General features: G+C 44.8%; 22 protein-coding genes. 9 read left to right on the forward strand and 13 right to left on the reverse strand.

Annotated elements, in window-relative coordinates:
- Positions 1 to 156: 156 nt before the first annotated feature.
- Together AB6E78_RS17185 and AB6E78_RS17190 are read right to left on the reverse strand one after the other, a co-directional pair.
- Positions 157 to 3,309: an efflux RND transporter permease subunit gene (locus AB6E78_RS17185; protein ID WP_372133990.1), complete on the reverse strand. Its 3,153-nt coding sequence runs from the start codon at positions 3,307 to 3,309 to the stop codon at positions 157 to 159.
- An 11-nt stretch (positions 3,310 to 3,320) separates the two neighbouring features.
- The gene (locus AB6E78_RS17190) at positions 3,321 to 4,457 is read right to left on the reverse strand and encodes an efflux RND transporter periplasmic adaptor subunit (protein ID WP_372133991.1); all 1,137 of its coding nucleotides are present in this window, start codon (positions 4,455 to 4,457) and stop codon (positions 3,321 to 3,323) included.
- A gap of 259 nt (positions 4,458 to 4,716) precedes the next feature.
- Between AB6E78_RS17190 and AB6E78_RS17195 the strand changes: the two genes are divergently transcribed.
- Positions 4,717 to 5,160 carry a dCMP deaminase family protein gene (locus AB6E78_RS17195; RefSeq protein ID WP_017059490.1) on the forward strand — a complete coding sequence of 148 codons (444 nt, stop codon included), beginning with the start codon at positions 4,717 to 4,719 and terminating at the stop codon, positions 5,158 to 5,160.
- 86 nt (positions 5,161 to 5,246) lie between these two features.
- Here the strand turns inward: AB6E78_RS17195 and AB6E78_RS17200 are convergent, their stop codons facing one another.
- The 3 genes from AB6E78_RS17200 to pepT form a co-directional block, all read right to left on the reverse strand.
- On the reverse strand, positions 5,247 to 6,089 hold the full coding sequence (locus tag AB6E78_RS17200; RefSeq protein WP_065584751.1) for a mechanosensitive ion channel family protein: 843 nt from the start codon (positions 6,087 to 6,089) through the stop codon (positions 5,247 to 5,249).
- Positions 6,090 to 6,209: 120 nt separating this feature from the next.
- Positions 6,210 to 6,677, reverse strand: coding sequence for a DM13 domain-containing protein (locus tag AB6E78_RS17205; RefSeq protein ID WP_017064357.1), 468 nt, complete (start codon positions 6,675 to 6,677; stop codon positions 6,210 to 6,212).
- Positions 6,678 to 6,753: 76 nt separating this feature from the next.
- Entirely contained in the window at positions 6,754 to 7,986 is a 1,233-nt protein-coding gene (gene pepT, locus AB6E78_RS17210; protein WP_017059487.1) for a peptidase T, read from the reverse strand.
- Positions 7,987 to 8,334: 348 nt separating this feature from the next.
- On the opposite strand from pepT, the gene AB6E78_RS17215 reads away from it, so the two are divergent.
- From AB6E78_RS17215 to AB6E78_RS17225, 3 genes are all read left to right on the forward strand, one after another.
- Positions 8,335 to 8,481: a hypothetical protein gene (locus tag AB6E78_RS17215; protein ID WP_017059486.1), complete on the forward strand. Its 147-nt coding sequence runs from the start codon at positions 8,335 to 8,337 to the stop codon at positions 8,479 to 8,481.
- Between the two features lie 373 nt (positions 8,482 to 8,854).
- Entirely contained in the window at positions 8,855 to 9,907 is a 1,053-nt protein-coding gene (locus AB6E78_RS17220; protein WP_032545660.1) for an aldo/keto reductase, read from the forward strand.
- Between the two features lie 175 nt (positions 9,908 to 10,082).
- On the forward strand, positions 10,083 to 10,817 hold the full coding sequence (locus tag AB6E78_RS17225; protein ID WP_102320729.1) for an RNA methyltransferase: 735 nt from the start codon (positions 10,083 to 10,085) through the stop codon (positions 10,815 to 10,817).
- Between the two features lie 96 nt (positions 10,818 to 10,913).
- On the opposite strand, the gene fdxA is transcribed toward AB6E78_RS17225, so the two are convergent.
- Positions 10,914 to 11,237, reverse strand: coding sequence for a ferredoxin FdxA (fdxA, locus tag AB6E78_RS17230; RefSeq protein WP_017064356.1), 324 nt, complete (start codon positions 11,235 to 11,237; stop codon positions 10,914 to 10,916).
- A 253-nt stretch (positions 11,238 to 11,490) separates the two neighbouring features.
- On the opposite strand from fdxA, the gene AB6E78_RS17235 reads away from it, so the two are divergent.
- The 4 genes from AB6E78_RS17235 (at position 11,491) to AB6E78_RS17250 (ending at position 15,743) form a co-directional block, all read left to right on the forward strand.
- Positions 11,491 to 13,122, forward strand: a complete 1,632-nt coding sequence (locus AB6E78_RS17235) for an NAD(P)/FAD-dependent oxidoreductase (protein WP_372133992.1) — start codon at positions 11,491 to 11,493, stop codon at positions 13,120 to 13,122.
- A 196-nt stretch (positions 13,123 to 13,318) separates the two neighbouring features.
- Complete coding sequence (locus tag AB6E78_RS17240) at positions 13,319 to 14,515, forward strand: DEAD/DEAH box helicase (protein WP_102393310.1); 1,197 nt, start codon at positions 13,319 to 13,321, stop codon at positions 14,513 to 14,515.
- Between the two features lie 132 nt (positions 14,516 to 14,647).
- Positions 14,648 to 15,049: a PPC domain-containing DNA-binding protein gene (locus AB6E78_RS17245; RefSeq protein ID WP_371721934.1), complete on the forward strand. Its 402-nt coding sequence runs from the start codon at positions 14,648 to 14,650 to the stop codon at positions 15,047 to 15,049.
- 70 nt (positions 15,050 to 15,119) lie between these two features.
- Complete coding sequence (locus AB6E78_RS17250; RefSeq protein WP_017059480.1) at positions 15,120 to 15,743, forward strand: PolC-type DNA polymerase III; 624 nt, start codon at positions 15,120 to 15,122, stop codon at positions 15,741 to 15,743.
- A gap of 72 nt (positions 15,744 to 15,815) precedes the next feature.
- On the opposite strand, the gene AB6E78_RS17255 is transcribed toward AB6E78_RS17250, so the two are convergent.
- On the reverse strand, positions 15,816 to 16,652 hold the full coding sequence (locus AB6E78_RS17255) for a DUF6279 family lipoprotein (RefSeq protein ID WP_136973986.1): 837 nt from the start codon (positions 16,650 to 16,652) through the stop codon (positions 15,816 to 15,818).
- Between the two features lie 303 nt (positions 16,653 to 16,955).
- Between AB6E78_RS17255 and AB6E78_RS17260 the strand changes: the two genes are divergently transcribed.
- Complete coding sequence (locus AB6E78_RS17260) at positions 16,956 to 17,129, forward strand: RNA helicase (RefSeq protein WP_372133993.1); 174 nt, start codon at positions 16,956 to 16,958, stop codon at positions 17,127 to 17,129.
- A gap of 140 nt (positions 17,130 to 17,269) precedes the next feature.
- On the opposite strand, the gene dbpA is transcribed toward AB6E78_RS17260, so the two are convergent.
- The 6 genes from dbpA to AB6E78_RS17290 all read right to left on the reverse strand — a co-directional run bounded on the left by dbpA (position 17,270) and on the right by AB6E78_RS17290 (position 23,617).
- Entirely contained in the window at positions 17,270 to 18,649 is a 1,380-nt protein-coding gene (gene dbpA / locus AB6E78_RS17265; protein ID WP_017064348.1) for an ATP-dependent RNA helicase DbpA, read from the reverse strand.
- Between the two features lie 148 nt (positions 18,650 to 18,797).
- The gene (locus AB6E78_RS17270) at positions 18,798 to 19,706 is read right to left on the reverse strand and encodes an aldo/keto reductase family oxidoreductase (RefSeq protein ID WP_017064347.1); all 909 of its coding nucleotides are present in this window, start codon (positions 19,704 to 19,706) and stop codon (positions 18,798 to 18,800) included.
- A gap of 217 nt (positions 19,707 to 19,923) precedes the next feature.
- The gene (locus AB6E78_RS17275; protein ID WP_102321359.1) at positions 19,924 to 20,511 is read right to left on the reverse strand and encodes a hypothetical protein; all 588 of its coding nucleotides are present in this window, start codon (positions 20,509 to 20,511) and stop codon (positions 19,924 to 19,926) included.
- A gap of 210 nt (positions 20,512 to 20,721) precedes the next feature.
- Positions 20,722 to 21,666: a PstS family phosphate ABC transporter substrate-binding protein gene (locus tag AB6E78_RS17280; protein WP_017059474.1), complete on the reverse strand. Its 945-nt coding sequence runs from the start codon at positions 21,664 to 21,666 to the stop codon at positions 20,722 to 20,724.
- The gene (locus tag AB6E78_RS17285) at positions 21,666 to 22,304 is read right to left on the reverse strand and encodes an OmpA family protein (protein WP_017059473.1); all 639 of its coding nucleotides are present in this window, start codon (positions 22,302 to 22,304) and stop codon (positions 21,666 to 21,668) included. The genes AB6E78_RS17280 and AB6E78_RS17285 overlap by 1 nt, the downstream gene beginning before the upstream one ends.
- Positions 22,304 to 23,617 carry a TolC family outer membrane protein gene (locus AB6E78_RS17290; RefSeq protein ID WP_065584756.1) on the reverse strand — a complete coding sequence of 438 codons (1,314 nt, stop codon included), beginning with the start codon at positions 23,615 to 23,617 and terminating at the stop codon, positions 22,304 to 22,306. Before AB6E78_RS17290 ends, AB6E78_RS17285 begins: the two co-directional genes overlap by 1 nt.
- Positions 23,618 to 23,646 lie beyond the last annotated feature (29 nt).

Genomic DNA, 23,646 nt, shown 5'->3' on the forward strand with positions numbered 1-23,646 from the left:
CCATATCACTTACTACCGTTTTTGTTTTTAGTTCCCGCTAATCCGCGATGAACCTAAAAAAAGGCTTAGCGCAATGCTAAACCTTAGTTTTTACAAGGAATTAGTTTTCCGAGGGTTGGTCTTGCAAGAGACGAATCTTACAAGACACTCAATCCCCTATTCGTCATCAAGCGGAACCAGCTTGGTATTACCACCGTGTGCTTTCTCACGCTTACGTTGCACGAATGCGTAGAAGCCAGGGATTAGGAACGTACCCGCCAGTAACACACATAACAGGCCGCCGATCAGTGAAATACCCAAAGAGTTCTGACTCACGTGACCTGCGCCCGCAGCAAAGATAAGCGGGAAGATACCTAAGATGAACGACCAAGACGTCATGTTCACAGCACGGAAACGTAAAGTACCGCCCTTCACCGCCGCATCTTCAATCGGTGCGTCTTTCTCTTCACGCTCTACCTTTGCGAATTCCACAATCAAGATTGCGTTCTTCGCGGCCAAGGCTATCAAGAGAACCAAACCTATTTGTGCATAAAGGTTCAGCGGAGTGCCCGTTAGATTCAATGCCAAGAAGGAGCCTAAGGTTGCGACAGGTACCACGAGGATAATCGCAATCGGAATTGTCCAACTCTCGTATTGAGCCACCATAAACAGGTAGATGAAGATCAGAGCCAGTGCGAAAGCAAAGATCGCTTGGTTACCTGCTAGTACTTCTTGGTAAGCCATGCCTGTCCATTCGTACTGATACCCCTGAGGCAATACTTCTGCAGCTACGCGTTCCATTGCCGCAATCGCATCACCACTTGAGTAACCTTCTGCAGGTTGACCTTGAATCACGGCACTGCGGTACATGTTGTAACGCCATGCTACATCTGGTTCAAAGATCTGGTCGTAAGTCACCAATGTGCTTAACGGGATCATCTCGCCATTAGACGAACGAACGTGGAATCGTTGTAGGTCGTCCATGCTGCTACGGTGTTCACTGTCAGCTTGCATGGTTACGCGGAAGTTCTTACCAAACATGGTGAAGTCGTTCACGTACAACGAACCAAGGTTACCTTGTAGTGTTTGGAAAATTTCCGACAACGGAATACCTAATTGCTGCGCTTTCTCACGGTCAATATCGACATAGTAGTGAGGTACGTTCGCACGGAAAGTACTGAATGTGTGTGAAATCTCAGGCTGTTTGCTCGCCTCAGCTATCACGTCATTCATCACCATCGCTAGATCAGTTCGGCTACGACCTAATGTATCTTCAAGAACGAATTCAAAACCAGACGCTGCACCCATACCCGGTACTGCTGGAGGCCCCATCGCAAACACGACAGCTTGAGGAAGTTCAGTCGCAGCACGACCATTAATACGCTGTGAGATAGCCTGAGCAGAGTGTTGACCATCCAGTGCATTACGCATGTCCCAATCGTGAAGCTTGATGAACATTGACGCACCATTCGACGCAGAAGCGCCCGTCATAAATGCGTAGCCGTTAACCAGTGTTACGCCATCAACACCCGGCTCTTGTTCAACCATTTCAAGCAGCTGCTTAGTCACTTCTTCGGTTCGAGACAAGGATGCCGCGTCAGGAAGCTGAACGTTAACCAGCAAAATGCCTTTATCTTCTTGAGGTACAAACGCCGTAGACGTTGTCTTCGCAAAATAAGTCACAGCCGCCAAAGCCACAAAGAAGAAAGTGAACAGCAGAACGCCTTTCTTAACTAAGAAGCCAGCCACTTGACCGTATTTGTTAGTAACAGACTCTAGACCACGGTTAAATGCTTGGTACCAACGCGCCGTGTTACCACCACCCTGCTTAAGAACCAGTGAACACAATGCAGGTGATAGCGTTAATGCGTTAATTGAAGAGATAACAACCGCGATACAGATAGTCAGAGCGAACTGACGGTACATGATGCCAGTAATACCAGGAAGCATTGCAACAGGGATGAATACCGCAAGTAGAACCAAGGTCGACGTAATGATCGGCCCCGTTACTTCTTTCATCGCAATAAGCGTGGCTTTACGCGGTGAAATGGTTGGGTCTTTAGCCATTGTGGTATCAACGTTCTCGATAACCAAGATCGCATCATCTACTACGATACCAATCGCTAGTATCAAACCAAACAGGGTTACCGTATTGATGGTGAAACCCGTCATCTGCATGATGGCAAACGTACCAATCAAAGATACCGGAATCGCAACTACAGGAATCAAGGTTGCACGCGCACTACCCAAGAACAGGTACGTTACCGCAATAACCAGCAAGATGGCTTCGATTAAGGTCTTTACTACCCCTTTGATCGACTCAGCAACAAACAGTGTAGTGTCGTAACTTGCTTCATACGCCACGCCTTCTGGGAAGTTCTTGCTTAAGTTTTCCAGCATCGCCATCACAGCTTTGCCACTTTCCAGCGCGTTAGCGTCTGATTGAAGTGACAGCGTTACGATCGACGCATCTTGACCACGGTATTTACCATTACCGTCGTAGAACTTTTTACCAAGCTCAACACGTGCAATGTCTTTTAAGTAAACCGTTGAACCGTCTTGAGTTGCACGAAGAACAACATTTTCAAACTCATCAGCTGTTTCTAATCGGCCTTTTGTTACCAAGTTGAACTGCACTTCTTGTGCGTTGTTATAAGGTGCAGCACCAATACGGCCTGCAGCAACTTGAACGTTCTGCTCTGCCAACGCGCGATTCACGTCTGAAGTGGTGATATTGAGGTTAGCCATTTTCTCAGGATCTAACCAAACACGCATCGCGTATTCACCACCACCCAACACGTTAACTTCACTGATGCCCTTCACACGAGCCAGTTGGTCTTTAATGTTTAGGTTAACGTAGTTGATCAAGAATTGATCGTCGTACTCACCGTTTGGCGAATAGAAGTTCAATACCATCAAAAGGTCTGGTGAACGCTTTTTAACGGTGACACCCACCATTCGAACTTCTTGCGGAAGCTTCGATTCGATTTGAGCAACACGGTTCTGCACGTTGACCTGAGCCATATCAGCATCAGTACCGACATCAAAGGTCACGTTAAGGTTGTATGAACCATCGTTAGCACTTTTAGAGGACATGTAGATCATATCTTCTACGCCGTTAACCGACGTTTCTATGGGGTCGGCTATCGCCTGCTCCACCACTTCAGCACTTGCGCCCGTATAGAATGCAGACACACTGACCGACGGTGGGCTAATTTTTGGATATTCAGCCACCGGCAAGATAGCGAGAGAAATCGCACCCGCCAGCGTTAATATGATGGATATAACAAGGGCAAACTTAGGCCTTTGAATAAAGAAACGACTCAACATAAATAGTCCCCTTACTCAGCTTGTTCAGCAGAAGCTTGAATACGAACAGACATACCATTACGTACACGCTGTAGGCCTTGAGTGATGACTGCGTCGTTTTTCTCTAATCCAGAATGAACAATCACACCACCTTCAACCTGACGACCCATTTCGATGTTTCTACGCTCAGCCACAGGAGCAGCTTCGCCTTCAACTAACACCATAACAAAGTCGCCTTCAAGGTCGGTTTGAACCGCGCGGCGAGGAATGGTTACGACATCAATAGATTGCTTCTCACGCAGATCAACACGAACGTGCTGACCAGGAAGCAATTGCTGGTCTGGGTTATCGGCAATAGCGCGCATCGCGATCGTACCAGTGTTTAGGTTGATACGGTTGCCCAAGAAATCGAGCTGACCTAGATGTTCGAATGCTTCGCCATTTTCAAGCATGATTTGCACTTCAACACGATCAGAATCGCTGCTGCCGTCACCTTCAATTCGGTCCATACCTAACTCAATACGCTCACGCTCACTGATGCTGAACGATGCATGGATTGGGTCTAGGCTAACCAAAGTTGTCAGAACACCTGAAGACGGTGAAACTAGGTCACCTTTACTTACTTTAGTGTCACTGATTCTTCCAGAGAAAGGCGCGATAATTTTGGTGTGAGAAAGTTGGACATTCGCGGCGTTTAACTGAGCTTGGCTGGCTTCAAGCTGTGCTTGAGAGCCTAATAAGTTTGCCGTTAATGCATCGAATTCTGATTGAGAAATACTGCCTTTCGGAAGTAGGTTTTTACCACGGTTAAAATCAAGCTCGGCTTTCTTAAGGTTCGCGTTCGCTTGAGCAACAGACGCTTTTGCGCTTGCTACTTCGGCTTCAAACGAAGAAGGTTCAATCGAATAAAGCAATTGACCCTTTTCAACCATTTGGCCTTCTTTGAAATGGCGGCTTTGCAGGTAGCCAGAAACTTGTGCAGTAATTGCCGTGTCTTCAACGGCTTCAATACGACCGATGTACGACTTACTTTGTTGGTGAGAAACGACGCTAACATCCTGTACAGCTACGAGAGGTAAAGGCGCTTGCTTGGCATTCTGAGCATCTTGCCCACATCCAGCAAGAATAAGAGAGCTTGCAAGAGCCGTAAGGATTAACTTTTTACGCATGGTTATACCGTCACTTATGAGAAATTGAACAGCATAAAAGTTACGTAACACAATTGCTTCAAATGTCCGAGGAATATCAATTATAACTGGCCAAAGTGTATCAATATGTTAATTGAAACCAAGTGCTTATAAAGTGATTACAAACACGCTACAATTCCTAAGTAAATCAATCTCTCAGCTTTTGTTCTCTATGGATATTGTCTAACATAATGTATTGTCAGACAGATAAGCATTCACATTTAATTGTTAAGGAATTCTCATGATTTCAAAATGGGCTAAACGTTTCTATCAAATGGCGGAATTGGTCGGTTCTTGGAGTAAAGATCCTTCAACTCAAGTCGGCGCCGTAATCACTAAGCACAACCGCATTGTTTCTGTTGGTTTTAATGGCTACCCACATGGCGTGTCTGATAGTGCGGATACTGATGACAGAGAGATGAAGTACCTCAAGACACTTCACGCTGAAGAAAATGCGATCTTATTCGCCAAGCGTGATTTGGACAGCTGTGAAATCTGGGTGACTCACTTCCCTTGCCCAAACTGCGCAGCGAAAATCATCCAAACCGGTATTTCTGCGGTTCACTGCCCAGAGCAAAGTGAAGACTTTCTTTCTCGCTGGGGAGACAAAATCAAAGTGAGCCAAGATATGTTTGAACAAGCAGGCGTAAAAGTCGATTGGTTGCCACTGGCTGACCTAGATTAAACGAACAGATAGTTAGAACAAAAAAGCCGAGAGTCGATATTATCGCTCTCGGCTTTCTTTTGTTTGGGGCTCAGCGGACTGCAGGATTAAGCACTGACAGGAAATGCTTCAGCGTATGCTTCCATGAAATCTTTACGAATCTCTTGCTCTAGATGAACCGCCTTCTCGGTTGGACAGAAAATCATAAAATGGACTTCTTGCTCACCTGTCGAACTGCTTGTGATATGGATGTGAGGCTCAGAACCCGGAAGGTCAACACCAGCGTGCTTTTCGATCACACCGTTGTAACGGCGAGCAACATCGATAAACTCTTCGCAATGCTCTTCAATTTTCACAATAAGACCCGACAGCATAGGGTATAGGTTTACAAAGTCTTTCACCGTCACAAAAAAGTTATGATAAACATAACGCTTCATGAAGTTGAGGTTCTTAACCGGATAAGTGAAGAACATGCTATTAGGCAGCGTGGCTGTCTTGCCAGTGAAGTGATATTGCCCATGATACAAATCGATTTCTTGAATCACGGTCGCCATCAGATTGTGCTCAATCACTTCACCGCTGATTTTACCCACTTCGATCCAGTCGCCGATTCTAAATGAACGAGAACTCGCACGCTGAATAGAACCGGTGAAACACAAAATGATCTCTTTTGAAGCCACTACTATCGCAACAGCAATGGCCGTGACAGATAGCGCAAACTCGCTGATTTCGGATTTCCACAGCACAAATAACGTCGCAACAATAATCGCGAATGTGCCGTTTTTGGTTCGTGACATCCAGTTACGTTGGTCTTCACTAAGGAAAGCAACATCACCTCTTATTTGAGATAAGGTGATTCGGCGAATGATTAAAATAATAGTGATAATCAACGCACTAAAAATAAACTTATGAGCGAGTAGAAAATCAATTACTTGCCACACTTTTTCCATTACTTATTCCTTAGCATTACAACGACGAGCTTTACAACGATTAGCGGAGACTTCGCTATGAAAAAGCGCTCAAAAATAGAGCGCTTTTTTACGTGCCTAAATCAGCTATTGGTAAGGCTATCATTTTATCTTGGCAGAAGTAATAAATTGGCCAAAAGTTTCACACCAAATCACAACCGTATTAAATCGATTAAGATCAGTACCTTCGGGAAGCTCAACCATAAAGCGGTCGAATGTTTTCACATCTCCGACTCTCAATAACTCGTTCTTGCTGTCATTGAAAGCGTGCTCGGTTTCAATGAACTTAGGCGAGAGATAAACCTTGTAATCAGGTCCCGGCGCCAATTCACCTTCAAAAGCGATCGCACTTTCGGATACTGAGACGATGCCTTCTCCCCAGTGCAAGAAGTCACTGTCTTGTCGATCTTTAGTGAACTCGCCCGTGTAGATAGCCTGCTCACTGATCGCTTCAACAGAACTTGAGGAAGGAGAATCAGGCTCAATCAAGATAGGCAATGCGTAAACACCTAGCCCAAAACCAACAGCACCCACGGCTAAGTGGGTGCAAAGTAAAACTAACTTTTTCATCGCGTACTCCCTTATGCTTAAAGAGAGTATTATTGAATACTCTCAAAAATACAAAGAGATATAACGCTCTGATGTTCTATTTTTGGTAATGCGTTGCTGTACGTTGTGACAGTTCAACAATCACTTTTACCGCTTGCTCCATGCCTTGAATGGTAATGAACTCATGAATACCGTGGAAGTTGTAACCGCCAGTAAAGATATTCGGACATGGTAGCCCCATGAAAGATAAGCGAGCACCGTCTGTACCACCTCGGATTGGTTTAACCATTGGCTCGACATTGCACTCAATCATCGCCTGCTTGGCCAATTCAATAATATGTTGATGCGGTTCAACCATCTCTTTCATGTTGAAGTAGCTATCGGTTAGCACCAGCTCAACACGGCCTTTCTCAAGGCGCTCATTCAGCTCATCGACTTTCTGCTGCATGAATGCTTTACGCGCTTCTACACCCTCACGTTCAAAATCACGGATGATGTATCCCAGTTCAGAGCGAGCCACACCCATTTCCGCCGATTTCAGGTGGTAGAAGCCTTCATAACCTTCTGTGCACTCTGGTGTTTCTTGCGCAGGCATCATCAATTGGAATTGCGCTGCAATGTTCATCGAGTTCACCATTTTATCTTTTGCGGTGCCCGGGTGAACGTTCACGCCATGACAGATAACATCGGCGCTCGTGGCATTGAAGTTCTCAAATTCCAACTCCCCTACTGGGCCACCATCGATGGTGTACGCCCACTCGGCGCCAAATTTTTCAACGTCAAACAGGTTCGCACCGCGACCAATCTCTTCATCCGGCGTGAAACCAATGCAGATGTCGCCGTGTTTGATGTCTGGATTCGCTTTCAGGTAAGCAATTGCACTGATGATTTCAGCGATGCCCGCTTTGTTGTCGGCACCAAGCAGAGTTGTGCCGTCAGTCGTAATCAGGTCGTGACCATGTAAAGAATCAAGATCTGGATACTGGCTTGGGTTCAAACTCTCGCCACTTTCCCCTAATTCAATCGTTCCACCTCGGTAATCTTTAATCACTTGTGGTTTCACGTTGGCGCCTGATGCGTCAGGAGCGGTATCCATGTGCGCCACAAAGCCAATCGCAGGCACATCGTAATCGACATTCGACGGCAGTTTCGCCATCAAGTATCCATTGTCATCTAAAGACACATCAACTAAGTCTAATGCCACCAATTCTAACTTTAAGGCTTCAGCAAAGGTAATTTGACCCGGTGAACTTGGGCATTGCTGATTAGAAGGATCGGATTTGGTATCAAAAGTAACGTAATTCAGAAAACGTTCTACAAGCTTTTCCATAATTCATCTCACCATGGATTAAGTAATTGATTTACTGACTTAATTATTATGTCGATAAGTGATACATCGTTAAATAAATACGAGCACAGAGTCAGTAGCGAGGGTTTTCATCTTACGCCCCTGACCATGTATGTAATTGCTCTAAATCATTATTGTGCGAAATTAGATGCGCTTCCTATACTTGAAAACAGAGGGTTTCGTCAGTTCAACATTGCATACGGATGATAAGAGATCGCTTTGTACGCATTCTACGCCCTCCGCTCTCAGCCTAACAAAAGTACAAAGTGGATGATGATCACAATTTATCCTTGATGCAGAATCTGTCATACGTTACACGGAGACACAGTTATGACGATTAATAAATATTTCATTTTCTCTCCTCAAGCCTCTGAGGAAACGCTTCGACCAGTATTAACTGAGAAAGAAGTTCAAAGGCAGGAAGCTCTAAGACAGGCGCAGATCCAGGGTGGATTAGACACAAACGCGACCTCGTAACTCAATGAATACCTAGCACTATTAAGACCCCTATAAAAAAGCTCTACGCTCTATCCGGTAGAGCTTTTTTTTATTTTTGATCTGTTCTCCTCTCCCCCACTCCCAAACAAGCTGAACATTAAACCTTCGCTCATTGCTTGTTGTTCTTCACTTCTCGATCACCAATTGGCTCATAGTTTCTCGCGAATGTATTTTCACGCATTGCACACACTAGCTTGCAGCGCTGAGAAATGACTCACTAAACTCCCCGATGCCATACCTTGTCGTGTCATTTTGTGCTAATAATTCATATTCGTTTTCATTCCTCACTCGCCCTCTTTTCAAAACTATAATGCGAGTACCAGAGAACCTAACCACAGGAACCCCGAATTCAATGGAATATTCAAAGCTAGGAAGTAGTCAAATTCCCGTTTCCCGTATCTGTCTTGGCAGCATGACTTGGGGGCTACAAAATACGCAGCAGCAAGCCGACCAACAGATCGAATACGCATTAAGCCAAGGTATTAACTTTATCGATACTGCAGAGATGTACGCGGTTCCACCTTCTCCAGATACCTACGGAAAAACAGAAGCGATCATTGGTAACTGGTTATCGCGTAACCCACAGCGTCGACAAGAGTTGATCATTGCGAGCAAAATTGCCGGGCCAGGGCTTCCTTGGGTTCGAGATGGCGGCCCGATAACGGGTGAAGCGGTGATCGCAGCCGTTGACGCATCATTAAAACGCCTACAAACAGACTATATCGACCTTTACCAACTTCATTGGCCAAATCGTACAACGCCTCACTTTGGTAAGCATTTCCCGAATCACATTCGATTCAGTGATATTGACCGAAAGCAGCATGAAGCTGAGATGTTGGAAATCCTACAAGCACTGGCAAGCTGCATTAAGGCGGGGAAAATTCGCCATGTCGGGCTTTCAGATGATTCTACTTGGGGCATTAACACATACCTCAAGCTGAGCGAGAAACACGATTTGCCACGTATGGTTTCGATTCAGAATGAATTTAGCTTGTTGCACGCAAAAGACTGGCCATATCTGATTGAGAACTGTGTGCATGAAGATGTCGCTTACCTGCCATGGTCACCTTTAGCTGCAGGCATGTTGAGTGGAAAGTACATCGATGGCGCAAGACCGGAAGGCAGCCGTTGGACTTACATGCAACGTAAAGGCATTTTTCGTGATACTGAATCTGCCAATGAAGCGGTTAAAGGCTATGTTGAAGTGGCGAATGCTCACGGGTTCACTCCAAGCCAACTGGCATTGGCTTGGTGTAATCAAGTTGATGGGGTGACGTCCACTATCATTGGTGCAACGACCATGGAGCAGCTAAAAGAGAACGTAGCCGCTTTCAGTAAACCGTTATCAGAAGAGATCCTGACTGATATCAACACAGTCTTTAAGCGCTACCCTGCTCCGTATTAGGCTGTCAGTTCAGCTTAACTTAAGTAAGTAAATCCCATAAGAGCGCGCTATTTAGTGCGCTTTTCTTTTTTAAGTGGATCGCTTTTGCTTTTTATATGGATCGCATTGAGCTATCACGCTTTTGGTTCGCTAACCTTTGCTCTATAATGCGCGGGCTTATATCTAGGATAAAAACATGATTTCAAAAAACCAATTAAAACTCCTTCGTGCTTTGGGTCAAAAGAAACAACGTAAAGCCCACGGCCTGTTTCTAGTTCAAGGTGAAAAGAACGTTCTTGAGCTGTTCAATAGTGACTTAGTGGTGAAGAATGTCTTTGCTACCGCTGATTTCTTATCTGAAAATCATGCTTCACTGATTGAGTTTGATTGTGTTGAAGCCTCGCTGGATGATCTAACCAAAGCGAGCACTTTGGTCAGTAACAACGCAGCGATTGCGGTTGTTGAGATCCCAACGTTTGAACTACCAGAAGCAACAGGACTGATGATTGCGCTTGATGGCGTTTCAGACCCTGGCAACCTAGGTACGATTATTCGCGTAGCAGACTGGTACGGCATCAAGCATATCGTTGCGAGCAGCGATTGCGCAGACCCATACAACCCTAAAACGATCAGCGCGACTATGGGCAGCTTTGGCCGCGTACACGTAAGCCAAACAGACTTACCAGCTTACTTAGAGCAAGCGAACCTACCGGTTTACGGTGCTTTCTTAGAAGGCGAAAGTGTTCATAAGACTGAGTTTACTGCTAACGGCATTTTATTGATGGGCAGTGAGTCTCACGGCATCCGTGAACACGCAGCTAAATACGTGACTGATAAGATTACGATTCCAGCATTCGGTGGCGCAGAGTCTTTGAACGTTGCAATGGCGACAGGCATTATTCTCGACAACATGCGTCGTCAGCACTGCTAGACCTCTAAGCTAACTAGCCAATCGACAGTGTTCAGATATTAAAAAAGGCGTATTGATTAAATCAGTACGCCTTTTTATTTGAGTTCTTTTCAACAATTACTTTTCTAGCATTGCCAACTTATCACACACACCATTCCACTTTTCAGCGTCATCCATTGGTGCTTTTACTTCCGTTTGCACAGGCCAAATCTCAGCGAGCTCTGCGTTCACTTCGATGAAGATCTTTTGATCTTCTGGCAGTTCGTCTTCTTGGAAGATTGCTTGAGCATCACATTCAGGTACACACAAGCCACAATCAATACATTCGACTGGGTTAATTACCATGAAGTTTGGGCCTTCATGGAACGCATCTGCGGGACACACTGCCACACAGTCTGTGTATTTACATTGAATACAATTATCGCCTACGACAAATGCCATGATGCTCTGCTCTATAAGTTAGTCAAAATTGAAGAATGGGGATAATACTCATCCCAAAGCAAAATTCAACATCATACGGCTCTAATATCGTGTCTATTTGCTCCATGTTTCCAAATTAGTATGACAGATAAATCAATTTCTCGTAAAATGCGCGCCATTGTGAGCTTATCGCTTCTTTGAACATCAGCGTTTCCATCAAACTCTGTATTAAGAAACGATCTAGCTAAGACACCTATAAAAACGAGACATCGAAATGATACGTTTAACCGAAATTAAACTCCCACTAGACCATGAAGAGTCTGCTATTCAAGACGCTATTGAAGCGAAACTTGGTATTAACTCTGATCAGGTACTCTCTTTTAATATCTTTAAACGTGGCTACGATGCTCGTCAGAAATCAAAGATCTTACTTATCTACACGCTTGACGTTCTCGTTGAAAACGAAGCTGAGTTGTTAGAACAATTCATTAGCGACCCGCACGTAAAAGTGACTCCTGATATGGAGTACAAGTTTGTTGCTAAAGCGGTTGAGAACCAAACTGAGCGCCCTGTGGTTATCGGTTTTGGCCCATGTGGTCTATTCGCTGGCCTAGTGCTTGCTCAAATGGGTTTCAACCCAATCATCGTTGAGCGTGGTAAAGAAGTTCGTGAGCGTACGAAAGATACCTTTGGTTTCTGGCGTAAGCGTACGCTGAACACAGAATCAAACGTACAGTTTGGTGAAGGCGGCGCAGGTACTTTCTCTGACGGTAAGCTGTACAGCCAAGTTAAAGATCCAAAGCACTACGGCCGTAAAGTAATTGAAGAGTTCGTTGCTGCGGGTGCACCAGAAGAAATTCTATACGTAAGTAAGCCGCACATCGGTACCTTTAAACTGGTTACCATGATCGAAAAGATGCGCGCTTCTATCATTGAACTTGGTGGCGAAATCCGTTTCAGCACTCGTGTTGACGACGTTCATATGGAAGATGGTCAAATCACTGGCCTAACGCTTTCTAACGGCGAAGAGATCAAATCTCGCCACGTAGTACTGGCTGTTGGTCACAGTGCTCGTGACACATTCGAAATGCTACACGACCGTGGCGTTTACATGGAAGCGAAGCCTTTCTCTGTTGGTTTCCGTATCGAACACAAGCAATCAATGATTGATGAAGCTCGCTTCGGTAAAAACGCAGGCAACCCAATTCTAGGTGCGGCGGACTACAAGCTGGTTCACCACTGTAAGAATGGCCGCACTGTATACAGCTTCTGTATGTGCCCAGGTGGTACTGTGGTTGCTGCAACGTCTGAAGAAGGCCGCGTAGTAACAAACGGCATGAGCCAATACTCTCGTGCAGAGCGTAACGCAAACAGCGCGATCGTAGTTGGTATCGACCCAGAACGTGATTACCCAGGTGACGCACTGGCTGGTATCCGTTTACAACGTGAACTTGAAAGTGGCGCTTATGTTCTTGGTGGTGAAAACTACGATGCACCAGCTCAGAAAATCGGTGACTTCTTGAAAGGTCGCGATCCGAGTGCAATCGGTGAAGTACAACCGTCATTCACGCCGGGTATCCACCTAACAGACATTTCAAAAGCGCTGCCTGATTTTGCTATCGAAGCGATTCGTGAAGCAATCCCAGCATTCGAGAAGAAGATCAAAGGTTTCTCTACACCAGACGGCCTACTAACTGGTGTTGAGACTCGTACGTCTTCTCCTGTATGCATCAAACGTGGTAAAGACTTCCAAAGCATCAACCTTAAGGGCTTCTTCCCTGCTGGCGAAGGTGCAGGCTACGCAGGCGGTATCCTTTCCGCTGGTATTGATGGTATTAAGGCTGCAGAAGCGCTAGCACTATCAATGGCAGAGCAAAACCAAGCCGAGAAGATTGAGATCGCTTAAACGCTTTCGATAAACCCAAGCTAAATAGCGAACACCCAAAACTGAAAATCCAGTGTCTTGTCGACACTGGATTTTTTTATGTGCATGTGACTAGCGGTGAGCAAGCAACATGGTAGAATGCAGCCATTAATCTTATCCTCATATAAGATTGTTGAACCTTTCCATCGCTATTTAGCCAAATCATACCGAGAAACTTATGCCATTTTCCAAGCTTGGATTAAGCTCACCTATTGTTAAAGCCGTTGCAAAACAAGGCTATGAAAAGCCAACCTCTATTCAAGAAAAAGCAATTCCGATTGTTCTTTCTGGTAAGAACCTTATTGCTGCAGCACAAACAGGTACAGGTAAAACTGCGAGCTTTGTTCTCCCTATCTTAGAAATGCTAAGCAAAGGTGAAACGCAGCGTAAAAAACGTATCCGCGCAGTTATCCTGACACCAACGCGTGAGCTGGCAGTTCAGGTTGAACAGAACATTACTAAGTACGCGAAGTTCCTAAACCTAACATCATTAGCGATGTACGGTGGCGTATCTTACCAACACCAGAAAGATCGCCTGATTGAAGGTGTCGACATTCTTGTGGCAACACCAGGTCGTTTGATCGACATGTACGGACAACGTGCCATTCACTTTGATGAAGTTGAAGTTCTGGTTCTAGATGAAGCTGACCGCATGCTAGACATGGGTTTCATTGAAGACATCAACAAGATCATCGCGCGTCTACCACAAGACATCCAAAATCTACTGTTCTCAGCAACGCTTTCAACGCCAGTGCGCGCGCTAGCGAAAAGTGCTATCAGCGAAGCGGAAGAGATTTCGATTGCCAAGACAGATGCGTCTAAAGCGAACATTGAGCAATGGTTAGTTACCGTAGATAAAGACCGTAAGTCAGCACTATTGAGCCACATGATTACCGAAGGCAACTGGGACCAAGCGCTTATCTTTATCGAAACCAAGCACGGCGCTGCTAAGTTGGTTGCTCAACTTGAGAAACGTGGTATTCAAGCGGAAGCTTTCCATAGTGGACGTAGCCAAGCGATTCGTGAAAAAATCTTGGCTGACTTCAAGAAAGGTCGTCTAAAGTACTTAGTCGCGACGGGTGTTGCTGCTCGTGGTATCGATATCGACAACCTAAGCCGCGTAGTAAACTACGACATGCCTTTCCCAGCGGACGACTATGTTCACCGTATTGGTCGTACAGGCCGTGCTGATGCGTCTGGCGAAGCGATATCTTTCCTATCGAAAGATAACTTCAAAAACCTGTGCATTATTGAAAAGCGTCTGGGTCACTTGATTGAACGTCGCGTTGTTGAAGGTTTCGAACCACGCAAAGAAGTGCCAATCTCAGTATTGAACTTCGTTCCTAAGAAGAAAAGAGAACAGCAACAAGACTAAGTAATTTCAGCGACAGAAAATGCAAAGTTGCATTAACCAAAAGAAAAGTCGCATTAGCCAAAATGAAAATAAAACGAAGCCCTATGCGGCTTCGTTTTGTTCTTTGATACACAGATAAAACAGAGGTATGAGATGATTACTCCTATCGCAACGAGATTAACCCGCGGCCAAGACCTAAAGCTTGAGATCCAAAGGTTAGTGACCACACACAACATCTCGGCAGGCTCTATCGCTTCTTGTGTCGGTTGTGTCTCTCAACTCAATATTCGTTTAGCTAATGCGAACAACACCAAGCTAATCACAGCTCCGTTCGAAATTGTGTCTCTTATGGCGACGCTAACCCCAAACCACCAGCATGTTCATATATCCGTTGCTGATGAGAATGGCAACGTGATTGGTGGGCATTTGCTTGAAGGGACGATTATCGCAACCACCACTGAACTTATCGTTCACCGCTACGATACTTTGACCTTCAGCAGAGAGCACGACGATTCGACGGGTTACACTGAACTTACTATCGGCACTAGCAAATAACTGATTGACCCATAGCAACACCAAACGCCCCATACAAAGCGATACTACCAAACAGCAATTAGGAAACACGATGGCTCCAAACTCCGCAGATTCCGTTATCGTTCTCGATTTCGAGACCACTGGCTTATCACCAAATATGGGCGACCGAGCGATTGAGATCGGTGCGGTTAAACTCGTTAACGGCGAAGTCGTCGACACCTTCCAGCAGCTCATGAACCCGGGATTTCGTGTGAGTGGATTCATTGAAGGTTATACCGGAATCAGTAACCGTATGTTAAGCACAGCGGCCAGTTGTAGTGAAGTGATGGATGAGTTTGCAGACTTCATTCAAGACAGCCAACTTGTCGCTCACAATGCCTCATTTGATAAGCGCTTTCTTGATGCGGAATTAGATAATATTGGTCGCGATTACAATGGACAGTTCGCTTGCTCAATGTTGATAGCTCGTCGTCTAATCCAAGACGCACCAACTCATAAGCTAGGCGACCTTGTGCGTTTCAAAAATATCGACAACGACGGTACTTTCCACAGAGCGTTAGCCGATTCAGAAATGACAGCAAGGTTGTGGTTATTAATGATCGATGAGCTGCAGAGTGACCACGGTATTCAACAGCCGAGCTTCCAATTGATGCAGAAAATATCGAAGACAGCCAAAGGTTCGATTCCAAAACTACTGATGAGCAACAGGGGTTAGGTTCCGAAATTCACCTTAAAGTGGGATGAAAGGCTAGCTCGACAATAACCGCTAGCCTTTAAAAGGGACGCTCTACTCTTGCAATGACTTCAACGTTCCTTTGAGGCTTTCTAATTCATTCATAAAATACGCCCACTGCTTGTTACTGCTGGTCGCGGCGATATCTACTAAAAACTTGGCTGATGTTTCCATATTTTGGTTGAGTTGTGACTCAAGTTCATCAGGATAATAAGCTTCATTGTTTAAAAGCAACTTCATGATAATCGGCTGAGCAATATGCAGATCGCTCTTCTTTGCCATCAGCGTCGTTAGCTCTTGATAGGTGTTGTTTTGATATTGTCGCCAACTGCTATTGGTATTTACCCACTCTTTAGACCAAGCCAAAATAATCTGTTTTTGTTCTTTCGATACTGAACCTAACCACCGTTCTGCGCGCTCTTCTATTCTGCTTCGGTATCGCTCTCTCGAATCGGCATCGTTCAACGACAACCTTTCTTCATAATAGTCTTGCTGCTTTTCACGAAAGTTCTTTAAAAACTCCCTGTCTTGCTTAGGGCTAAGCTGCATACTCAAGGCGTAAATATCTGGAGCGAACTTATTGACGATTGAGCGAATATGCTCTTTCGTTTCTTCACTTTGGCCAACAATAAAAGCGGGATTCATATCCGACCGTTCTACGTTTTGAATCGCTTCTAATTGCGAAATATACAGAGGTAGCTGAGTTTCTTTATGCCATTTCTGTAATATATCTAATCGCTCTTCAAGCTCTGATTCTTGGCTATTTGAGAGGGAAACAAAATCTTCTATATAGCTAACGACAAACCAACCTATATTGTTATAGGCGAACTTGGTCCCGCACCCAGTAAATAGAAAACAGATCACTAAAACTAACCACCGGCACTTTCTCATTCTACCCTCTCACGACATTCAACAAAGCCACAAACCGATTAACTCATCCCTTTAAGGTTAGCCCAGTTTTTATAACGCTAATTCTAGCTCTTATAAAAGTAGTCTTAATAAACAGTGGTCGTAAAAACTTTGAGATAAATTGAGACCCAAACTTGCTAATCTAGCTATTTAGGCAAATGATTAAACTAAAAATAATTAATGGCAGTGATGTAACTTGATTTTATTACTCATTTGACGTGATACGAGCCCTATAAATGAGTTGGGTTGACGTATTTAAAATGATTGATATTTGGGAGGGAAGCTATGGCCGCTATTCCTGATCATACAAGCGATTTAGAATATGAGCTTTGTTATTTTGACGATGGATCAATAACCACAATCACGATATTCGTTCACAATCGACAGGAAGCGATGACTTGGTATCTTAGCAAAGGAAAACATATCAACGATCTTTATTCGATAAGACCCGATGAATAATGCTTTGGTATAGAGGACTAGGTCGATAAACCTAAGATAAGAAACTTAAGTGGCATTTTGTGGAACACCCTTTACTGCAATGCCATTAATTAGCAATGTCGTTAATTAGACATATCGCAGCAAAGGGATTCAGTCTCGAATTACTTCAGGATTCGGGCGCGGAATTGACGACCCTTCATTTTACCTGATTCGATTTTGTTCAGTGCTTTTTTAGCCACAGATCTTTCTACCGCTACGTAAGCACGCATTGCAAACAGATTGATCTTACCTACTGATTTACCATCAATGCCGCCTTGGCCCGTCAGTGCGCCAAGAATATCACCAGCACGAAGCTTAGCTTTCTTACCGCCATCAATTTGGATGGTAACCATGTTTGAGTAGTACGGCTTAGCAATTGGTTTTGCTGGCAGTTCAGATGGCTCGATTGGCATGTCCATGTACTCATCAATTTGAGCAACACGGTACATCTCTTTTTCGCTAAAGAAGCTGATCGCTACGCCTTTGCTTCCTGCACGGCCAGTACGACCAATACGGTGTACGTGAACTTCAGGGTCGCGAGACAATTCAAAGTTGAACACCGCATCTAGGTTATCAACATCAAGACCGCGAGCCGCAACGTCTGTCGCCACTAGAATCGAGATGGTTTTGTTTGAGAACTGAACCAAAGCTTGGTCACGTTCACGCTGTTCCATGTCACCATGAAGTTCGATAACACTGAAACCGCGGTGGCTTAGCTCATCGTTTACGTTCTGCACTTCTTTCTTAGTGTTACAGAACACAACCGCAGACTCCGGTTGGTGATGCAACAACAGCAGCTCTAGAGCGTCATCACGAGCTTCAGAACCTTCTAACTTGTAGAAGTGTTGTTGGATGCTTGAGTGATCGTGTGTTGATTCAACCTTCACCATTTCTGGATTGCGCATAATGCGGTCTGCAACAGATTTGATCTGTTTAGGGAAAGTCGCACTGAATAGCAGAGTTTGGCGTTCTTTTGGCGCCGCTTCAATCACAGCATCCAAAGCGTCTTGGAAACCCATCTCTAGCATGCGATCCGCTTCATCTAACACAAGTGTGTTCAGCTCAGACAGGTCAATGCGGCCTTTCTCTAGGTGATCAAGAATACGACCAGGTGTGCCTACAAGAATGTGTGCGCCATGCTCTAGTGAACCAATCTGTGGGCCCATTGGCATACCGCCACATAGTGTCAGCACTTTAATGTTGTGAATACCACGAGCAAGAGTACGAATCTCTTTTGCTACTTGGTCTGCAAGCTCACGAGTCGGACATAACACTAAAGACTGAACACGGAAACGCTTAACGCGTAGGTTCTGCAGCACGCCTAAACCGAAAGCAGCTGTTTTACCTGAACCCGTTTTACCCTGACCGATAACGTCCTTGCCATTTAGGATAGTAGGAAGACTTAACGCTTGGATAGGCGTCATTTCAGTATAACCAAGAGAATCTAACGTGTTTAGAAGCTCTGGTTTAAGGGCGATTGAAGAGAATTTTGAAGTGCTCAATGGAAATATCCAACTGGTGAAAAACAGAGTGCATTATGAGTGTTTTTGAAAATTATTCCACCTTAATCACAGTTTTGGAGAAACATGTTAGGCGAACACAAAAAAGCCAGCTTTGTTAGCTGGCTTTAACTTCTATACGAATTGCTTTCTATGGCACACCGTGACCTTTAGATGCCACCCATACGCGATACCACTGTTCGCGCGTCAGCTCGATTTTCAGTGCATCAACGGCCGTCTTCACACGCTCAATCTTACCAGAACCAATAATTGCAATTGGACTAGATGGTAAACGACGAACCCAAGCGTAAATCACTTGATCAATGCTGTCTGCACCGACTTCTTGACGAATCGCCTCTAGCTCATCACGAACGCGAACCGCTTGCGCTGAATCACCACTGAAGATGCTACCACCACCGAGACAAGACCACGCCATCGGGCGAATGCGGTTCATCTGCAGTTGATCTAGCGTGCCATCATGAGCCACTTCGAAGTTCAATGGGTTGATTTCAACTTGGTTGGTCACTAACGGCTTACCGAGTCGAGATTGAAGCAGTTCGAACTGACGCGGTGAAAAGTTAGAAACACCGAAGTGCTTAACTTTACCTACTTTGTGTAGCTCTGCGAACGCTTCTGCTACTTCATCGGCATCCATTAACACGTCAGGGCGGTGAATCAACAATACATCGATATCGTTAACACCTAAGTGCTCTAATGAGTTATTTACTGATTGGTAAATATGCTGCGCGCTGGTGTCATAGTGATTGATCTTACGATCTGGAGTGTGGTCACCACATAGGTTGATATCGCACTTGGTGACGATTTGAATATCATCACGAAGGCTTGGTTCAAGCGCTAACGCCTCACCAAACAACTTTTCACATTGGTAGTTACCGTAAATATCCGCGTGATCAACAGTTGTGATGCCAAGATCAATATGTTGCTTCAGGAAAGTCAGGCGTTGTTGCGGGGTCATGCCCCACTCTGCTGTACGCCAGTATCCTTGCACCAACTCAGAAAGTTCTGGGCCTTGTGGCGCTATCGTTACTCTTGCAACCATGGGTTGTCTCCTTTATCAATACTGAACGTATCCTAAGCTCGTTTTACCGAAGGCTCAACGTATAACAAATGGCAAAGCTAAACGCTTATTAAAAATGTGAGAGCCGCAGAAAAACGAACACTTAAATGAATTATAACTTGCTGTCTGCCCGCGAGCCGTTCTCCTGAAAGGCTTGTTTAGCCTAATAAATAACGAAACTATCTATAAATTTGAGCAATTAAAAACGATTAAGTTCAACCGTTAAGTTGTCACCATCACTCTGTAACTGAATCCAAGGAGAAGTAGAGCTAGAAGAAGATAAGCTAGGCACATTCCACACACTCAGTTGCTCTGCTGAACCGTGAGGCGCGTTGATGAATTCGACCAGCTGTTTATCCACCTTATCGAAACCAACACCTTCATTTCGAGCTTGTTCGAGTTGAGCTGTAACATCGAATTCATCTTCACCAATACGAATTGAACTGAGAGCAAAGCCATCTTGGCGAAGGTATGCCTGAAGCTTTGTGTAACTTAGGTCCGAATATGGCAGGTTTAAGCGAACTGTTTCAACGCTTGAGTCGCCCAGTTCCAGTTCCACATACACATCCAGATCGTAATATTGGGTTAAGTCACTGCATAACAGCGTATCTTCGATCTCACCACAATCCATCAACTCGATGTCGTTAATATAGTTTTGAGAATTCGGCTGACTTGGGCTGCTGTTAAATACTGTTCTTAGCCACCAGCTTTCGGTTGCTTGCGCTGAAAATGAAATAGCATTGAGGGACAGCATTAGAGGCAAGATTAGAACTTGAAAGATTTTCATCGACTGGGCTTATTTAGCGCTATATGAAGTGTCCATTATACGTGACCAAACGACAAACAACTGCTCGAGTCGCAAATTTTAGGCGAAAAAAAACGGGCATACATGCCCGCTAGATAATTTCATCACCGAATAACGTAATCCGTCACGTTGAGAACCATTACGAAAGAGAGAATATCACTCTCCCACAACAGTTACAAAATGACATACCCATTACTTGTAGCCACCTTCAATAGCAGGCTCTTCAAGCGACAATCTGACTTTGTTACGTTGAATAGCTTCTGGCGGCAAGCTGATGAAGCCGTATTGGTTCAAAACGACTTGATGATCTTGTGACAAGGTAAGCCCAACAAAGAACTCCTCTTGTTCCGTAAAGCCTTTGCGATGCGCTGGAATATTCAAGTACATGTAATAAACCGTTGCTAACGGGTAACGACCAGAGAGGATCGTTTCTTTGTTTAGGTCGTAGTTCACACCTAGGTTATCAACCACGCTCAACCATTTCACATCAGAGATCTGATCTGAGTAAACGGTGTAACCAATGGCGGCATCTTCGTCTTCAATCTTATTAATCAGATCAGGTAAATCCGCTAAGAACTGAGTATGGGCATATTCTCCTTCTGTTCCACATTCGACCCAACTTGAAAAGGTAGTATGGCCTTTCAGGTTGTGATCAATGGCAAAGGGCAACATATGAGTATCTAGGCTTTCACCGTTACGAATATCACTACTTGCTGACCATTTTGGATGTTTAGGATCGTTAGAACAACCAAACACATCAATTAATTCAGCGACGGTGATTGATGTCGCAGGGTTATTTTCATTGGCTAGAATCGCAATCACGTCAGCGGTAAACATCAGCTCTGTTGGCCTATAACCGTAACGCATATCAAACCTTGCCATCTCTTTGTCAGTCCACTTTTTGGAAGTGATACCAACACGCGAGCGCTGCATGATCATCTGTTCTGGGACGCTGTCACTCAACAAGATTTCTAAGTCGATCTCTTGGCTCTTAAGCAGATCTTCTACAAGCCCCTGCATATTCGGCTCAATCGCGACCAAACCAATGTCACTGGCATCATTTGCAAATGTCGATACAGAGAACAACGCAGGTACAGCAGCAAGCAGCAAGCCCGATTTATTAGCTAGACATTTCATTACTGGCCTCCTACTGGATCAATCGACGTTTTAGACTCAACATCGCTATTACTATCGAGCTGCATTTCTGAAGTGAAGATGTTCCAAGATGGGTTCACTTCCATGCTTTCTGTTTTAATCACCGCGATCGTTCTACGCTTACGCTTGTGAAGATGCTGAGTTAAGCTGGTTATCTGAGTAAACTCTTGTTCAAAGATTCGCTCACCATTGATGCCTCTATCAATCAATGCGTCTCGAATCACGCCCGTTCTTTTCTTGGCCAATGCTTTGTTATACACGTTTGTACCTTCAGCACTGGTATCTCCGACCAAGGTAACCGAAGCATCAGGCTGCTCTCCTAGTAAACGCACCAACTCATTTAATACAGCGGTATGATCAGGTTTAAGGTCATACTTATCAAAATCAAATGCCACACTTAATACTTCAACGTCTTCGACAATTTTCCAATTGGCACACCCTTTAATGTCTACCGTTACACCTTCTGGCGTATCGGCACATAGATCTCGCTGGTTAATCACACCATCTCGGTCATTATCCGCTAAGTCATCAATTTGGTGGCGTGTCATTGTCGTATCAGGCGTTTCTGCACATCCCATTAGCAAGATAGAGCTAAGTAGCGCTAGTTTAAAATATCTCATTACTTATTCTCCCCTTGCCACTCTTCTGGATGTTCAATCCTCAACGCATACGTCAACATACCCATCGCATTTAACACTCGATAAGCCGCTAACGTTTGATCATATTCAGTGCTGATGAAGTTTCTTCGAGCCAAAAACACTTCTACTTTTGCATCCAGTACATCAAGAAGGCTTCGTCTGCCAACATTGAATTGCTGGATATAGCCAAGCTCTGCAATTTTCGCTGCATCAACATTCTGTTGAAGTAAGGATTTTTGCTGCTCAAGCATTTTGTAAGCGTTCCAAGCCAGTTGTGTACCTTCTCGAACCTCACGCTCTGTTCGTAATCGGATCGCCCTTGCCTCTTCCACTCGCCAAGCTGACGATTCAACCCTGGAGTCGGTAGAGAAGCCATTAAACAGGTCATAATCCATCGTCAACATGATACGTGCATCTTCATCGACACCGCCTGGCGGGTTAGATACGTTGTCATTCTTATTGGCATGAAGCTCAAGTTTTAGCTCTGGGTAGTAATCCCCCTTCTCACGGCGCATTTCTTTACGAGCGGCATCAATATCAAGCAAAGAAGCTTGGATTTCAGGGTGATTCTCGACAGCCTGTTCAAGCGCGACCTGTGCTGAACTTGGTAACAAAGCATAATCAAAACGTGGATAAACCAAGTTCACAGCAGGCTTGCCGACTAAACGTAGGTACTGAGTTTGTAAATCAAACAGGTTGTTTTGAGCAGCGATTAGTGAAGATTGCGCCGTCGCAACACGGGCGGAGATTTGAGCCAGATCCGAGTTGCTACTCAAGCCTTTGCTCTTTTTATCTTGGATATCTTGATAGATCTCTTGGTGCTCTTTTACATTACGCTTAGACAGTTCAAGTAGCGTCTCTGCCTTGAGGATATCGAGGTAATTTCTCACCACATCTAACGATACGTTTTCAGCTCGCGAAATCAGAGTTAGACGCTCAGCTTCCGCTTCGAACGTCAGTCGATCGACATTCGAGGTCGTTTTAAAACCATCGAATAGTAACTGGGATACTTTAACGCCAATTTCCGTTCTCGTTAGGCCTCTATCATCGCTATCGAGTTTGCTGCCACTGTTGTAGCGTGTCTCTTCATAGCCTGCTGCCGCGTACAAGTTCACTTGTGGCATATACAAACCACTCGCAGCGTCTCCGTCTCTGACCACCGATTGGTATCGGGAGTATTGCGCCAATATCTCTGGGCTATAGTCGATGGCAAAGGCCACGGACTCTTCTAATGAAGCTGCTTGAGACAGCCCACTCATTAGCAAGCAAGAAGAGAGTAAGAATTTTGAATGCATTACACTTCCTTTTATATTTATGCTTTAAC

This window comes from Vibrio sp. 10N.247.310.98 (genome assembly GCF_041467395.1).
Taxonomy (GTDB): Bacteria; Pseudomonadota; Gammaproteobacteria; order Enterobacterales; family Vibrionaceae; genus Vibrio; species Vibrio crassostreae_C.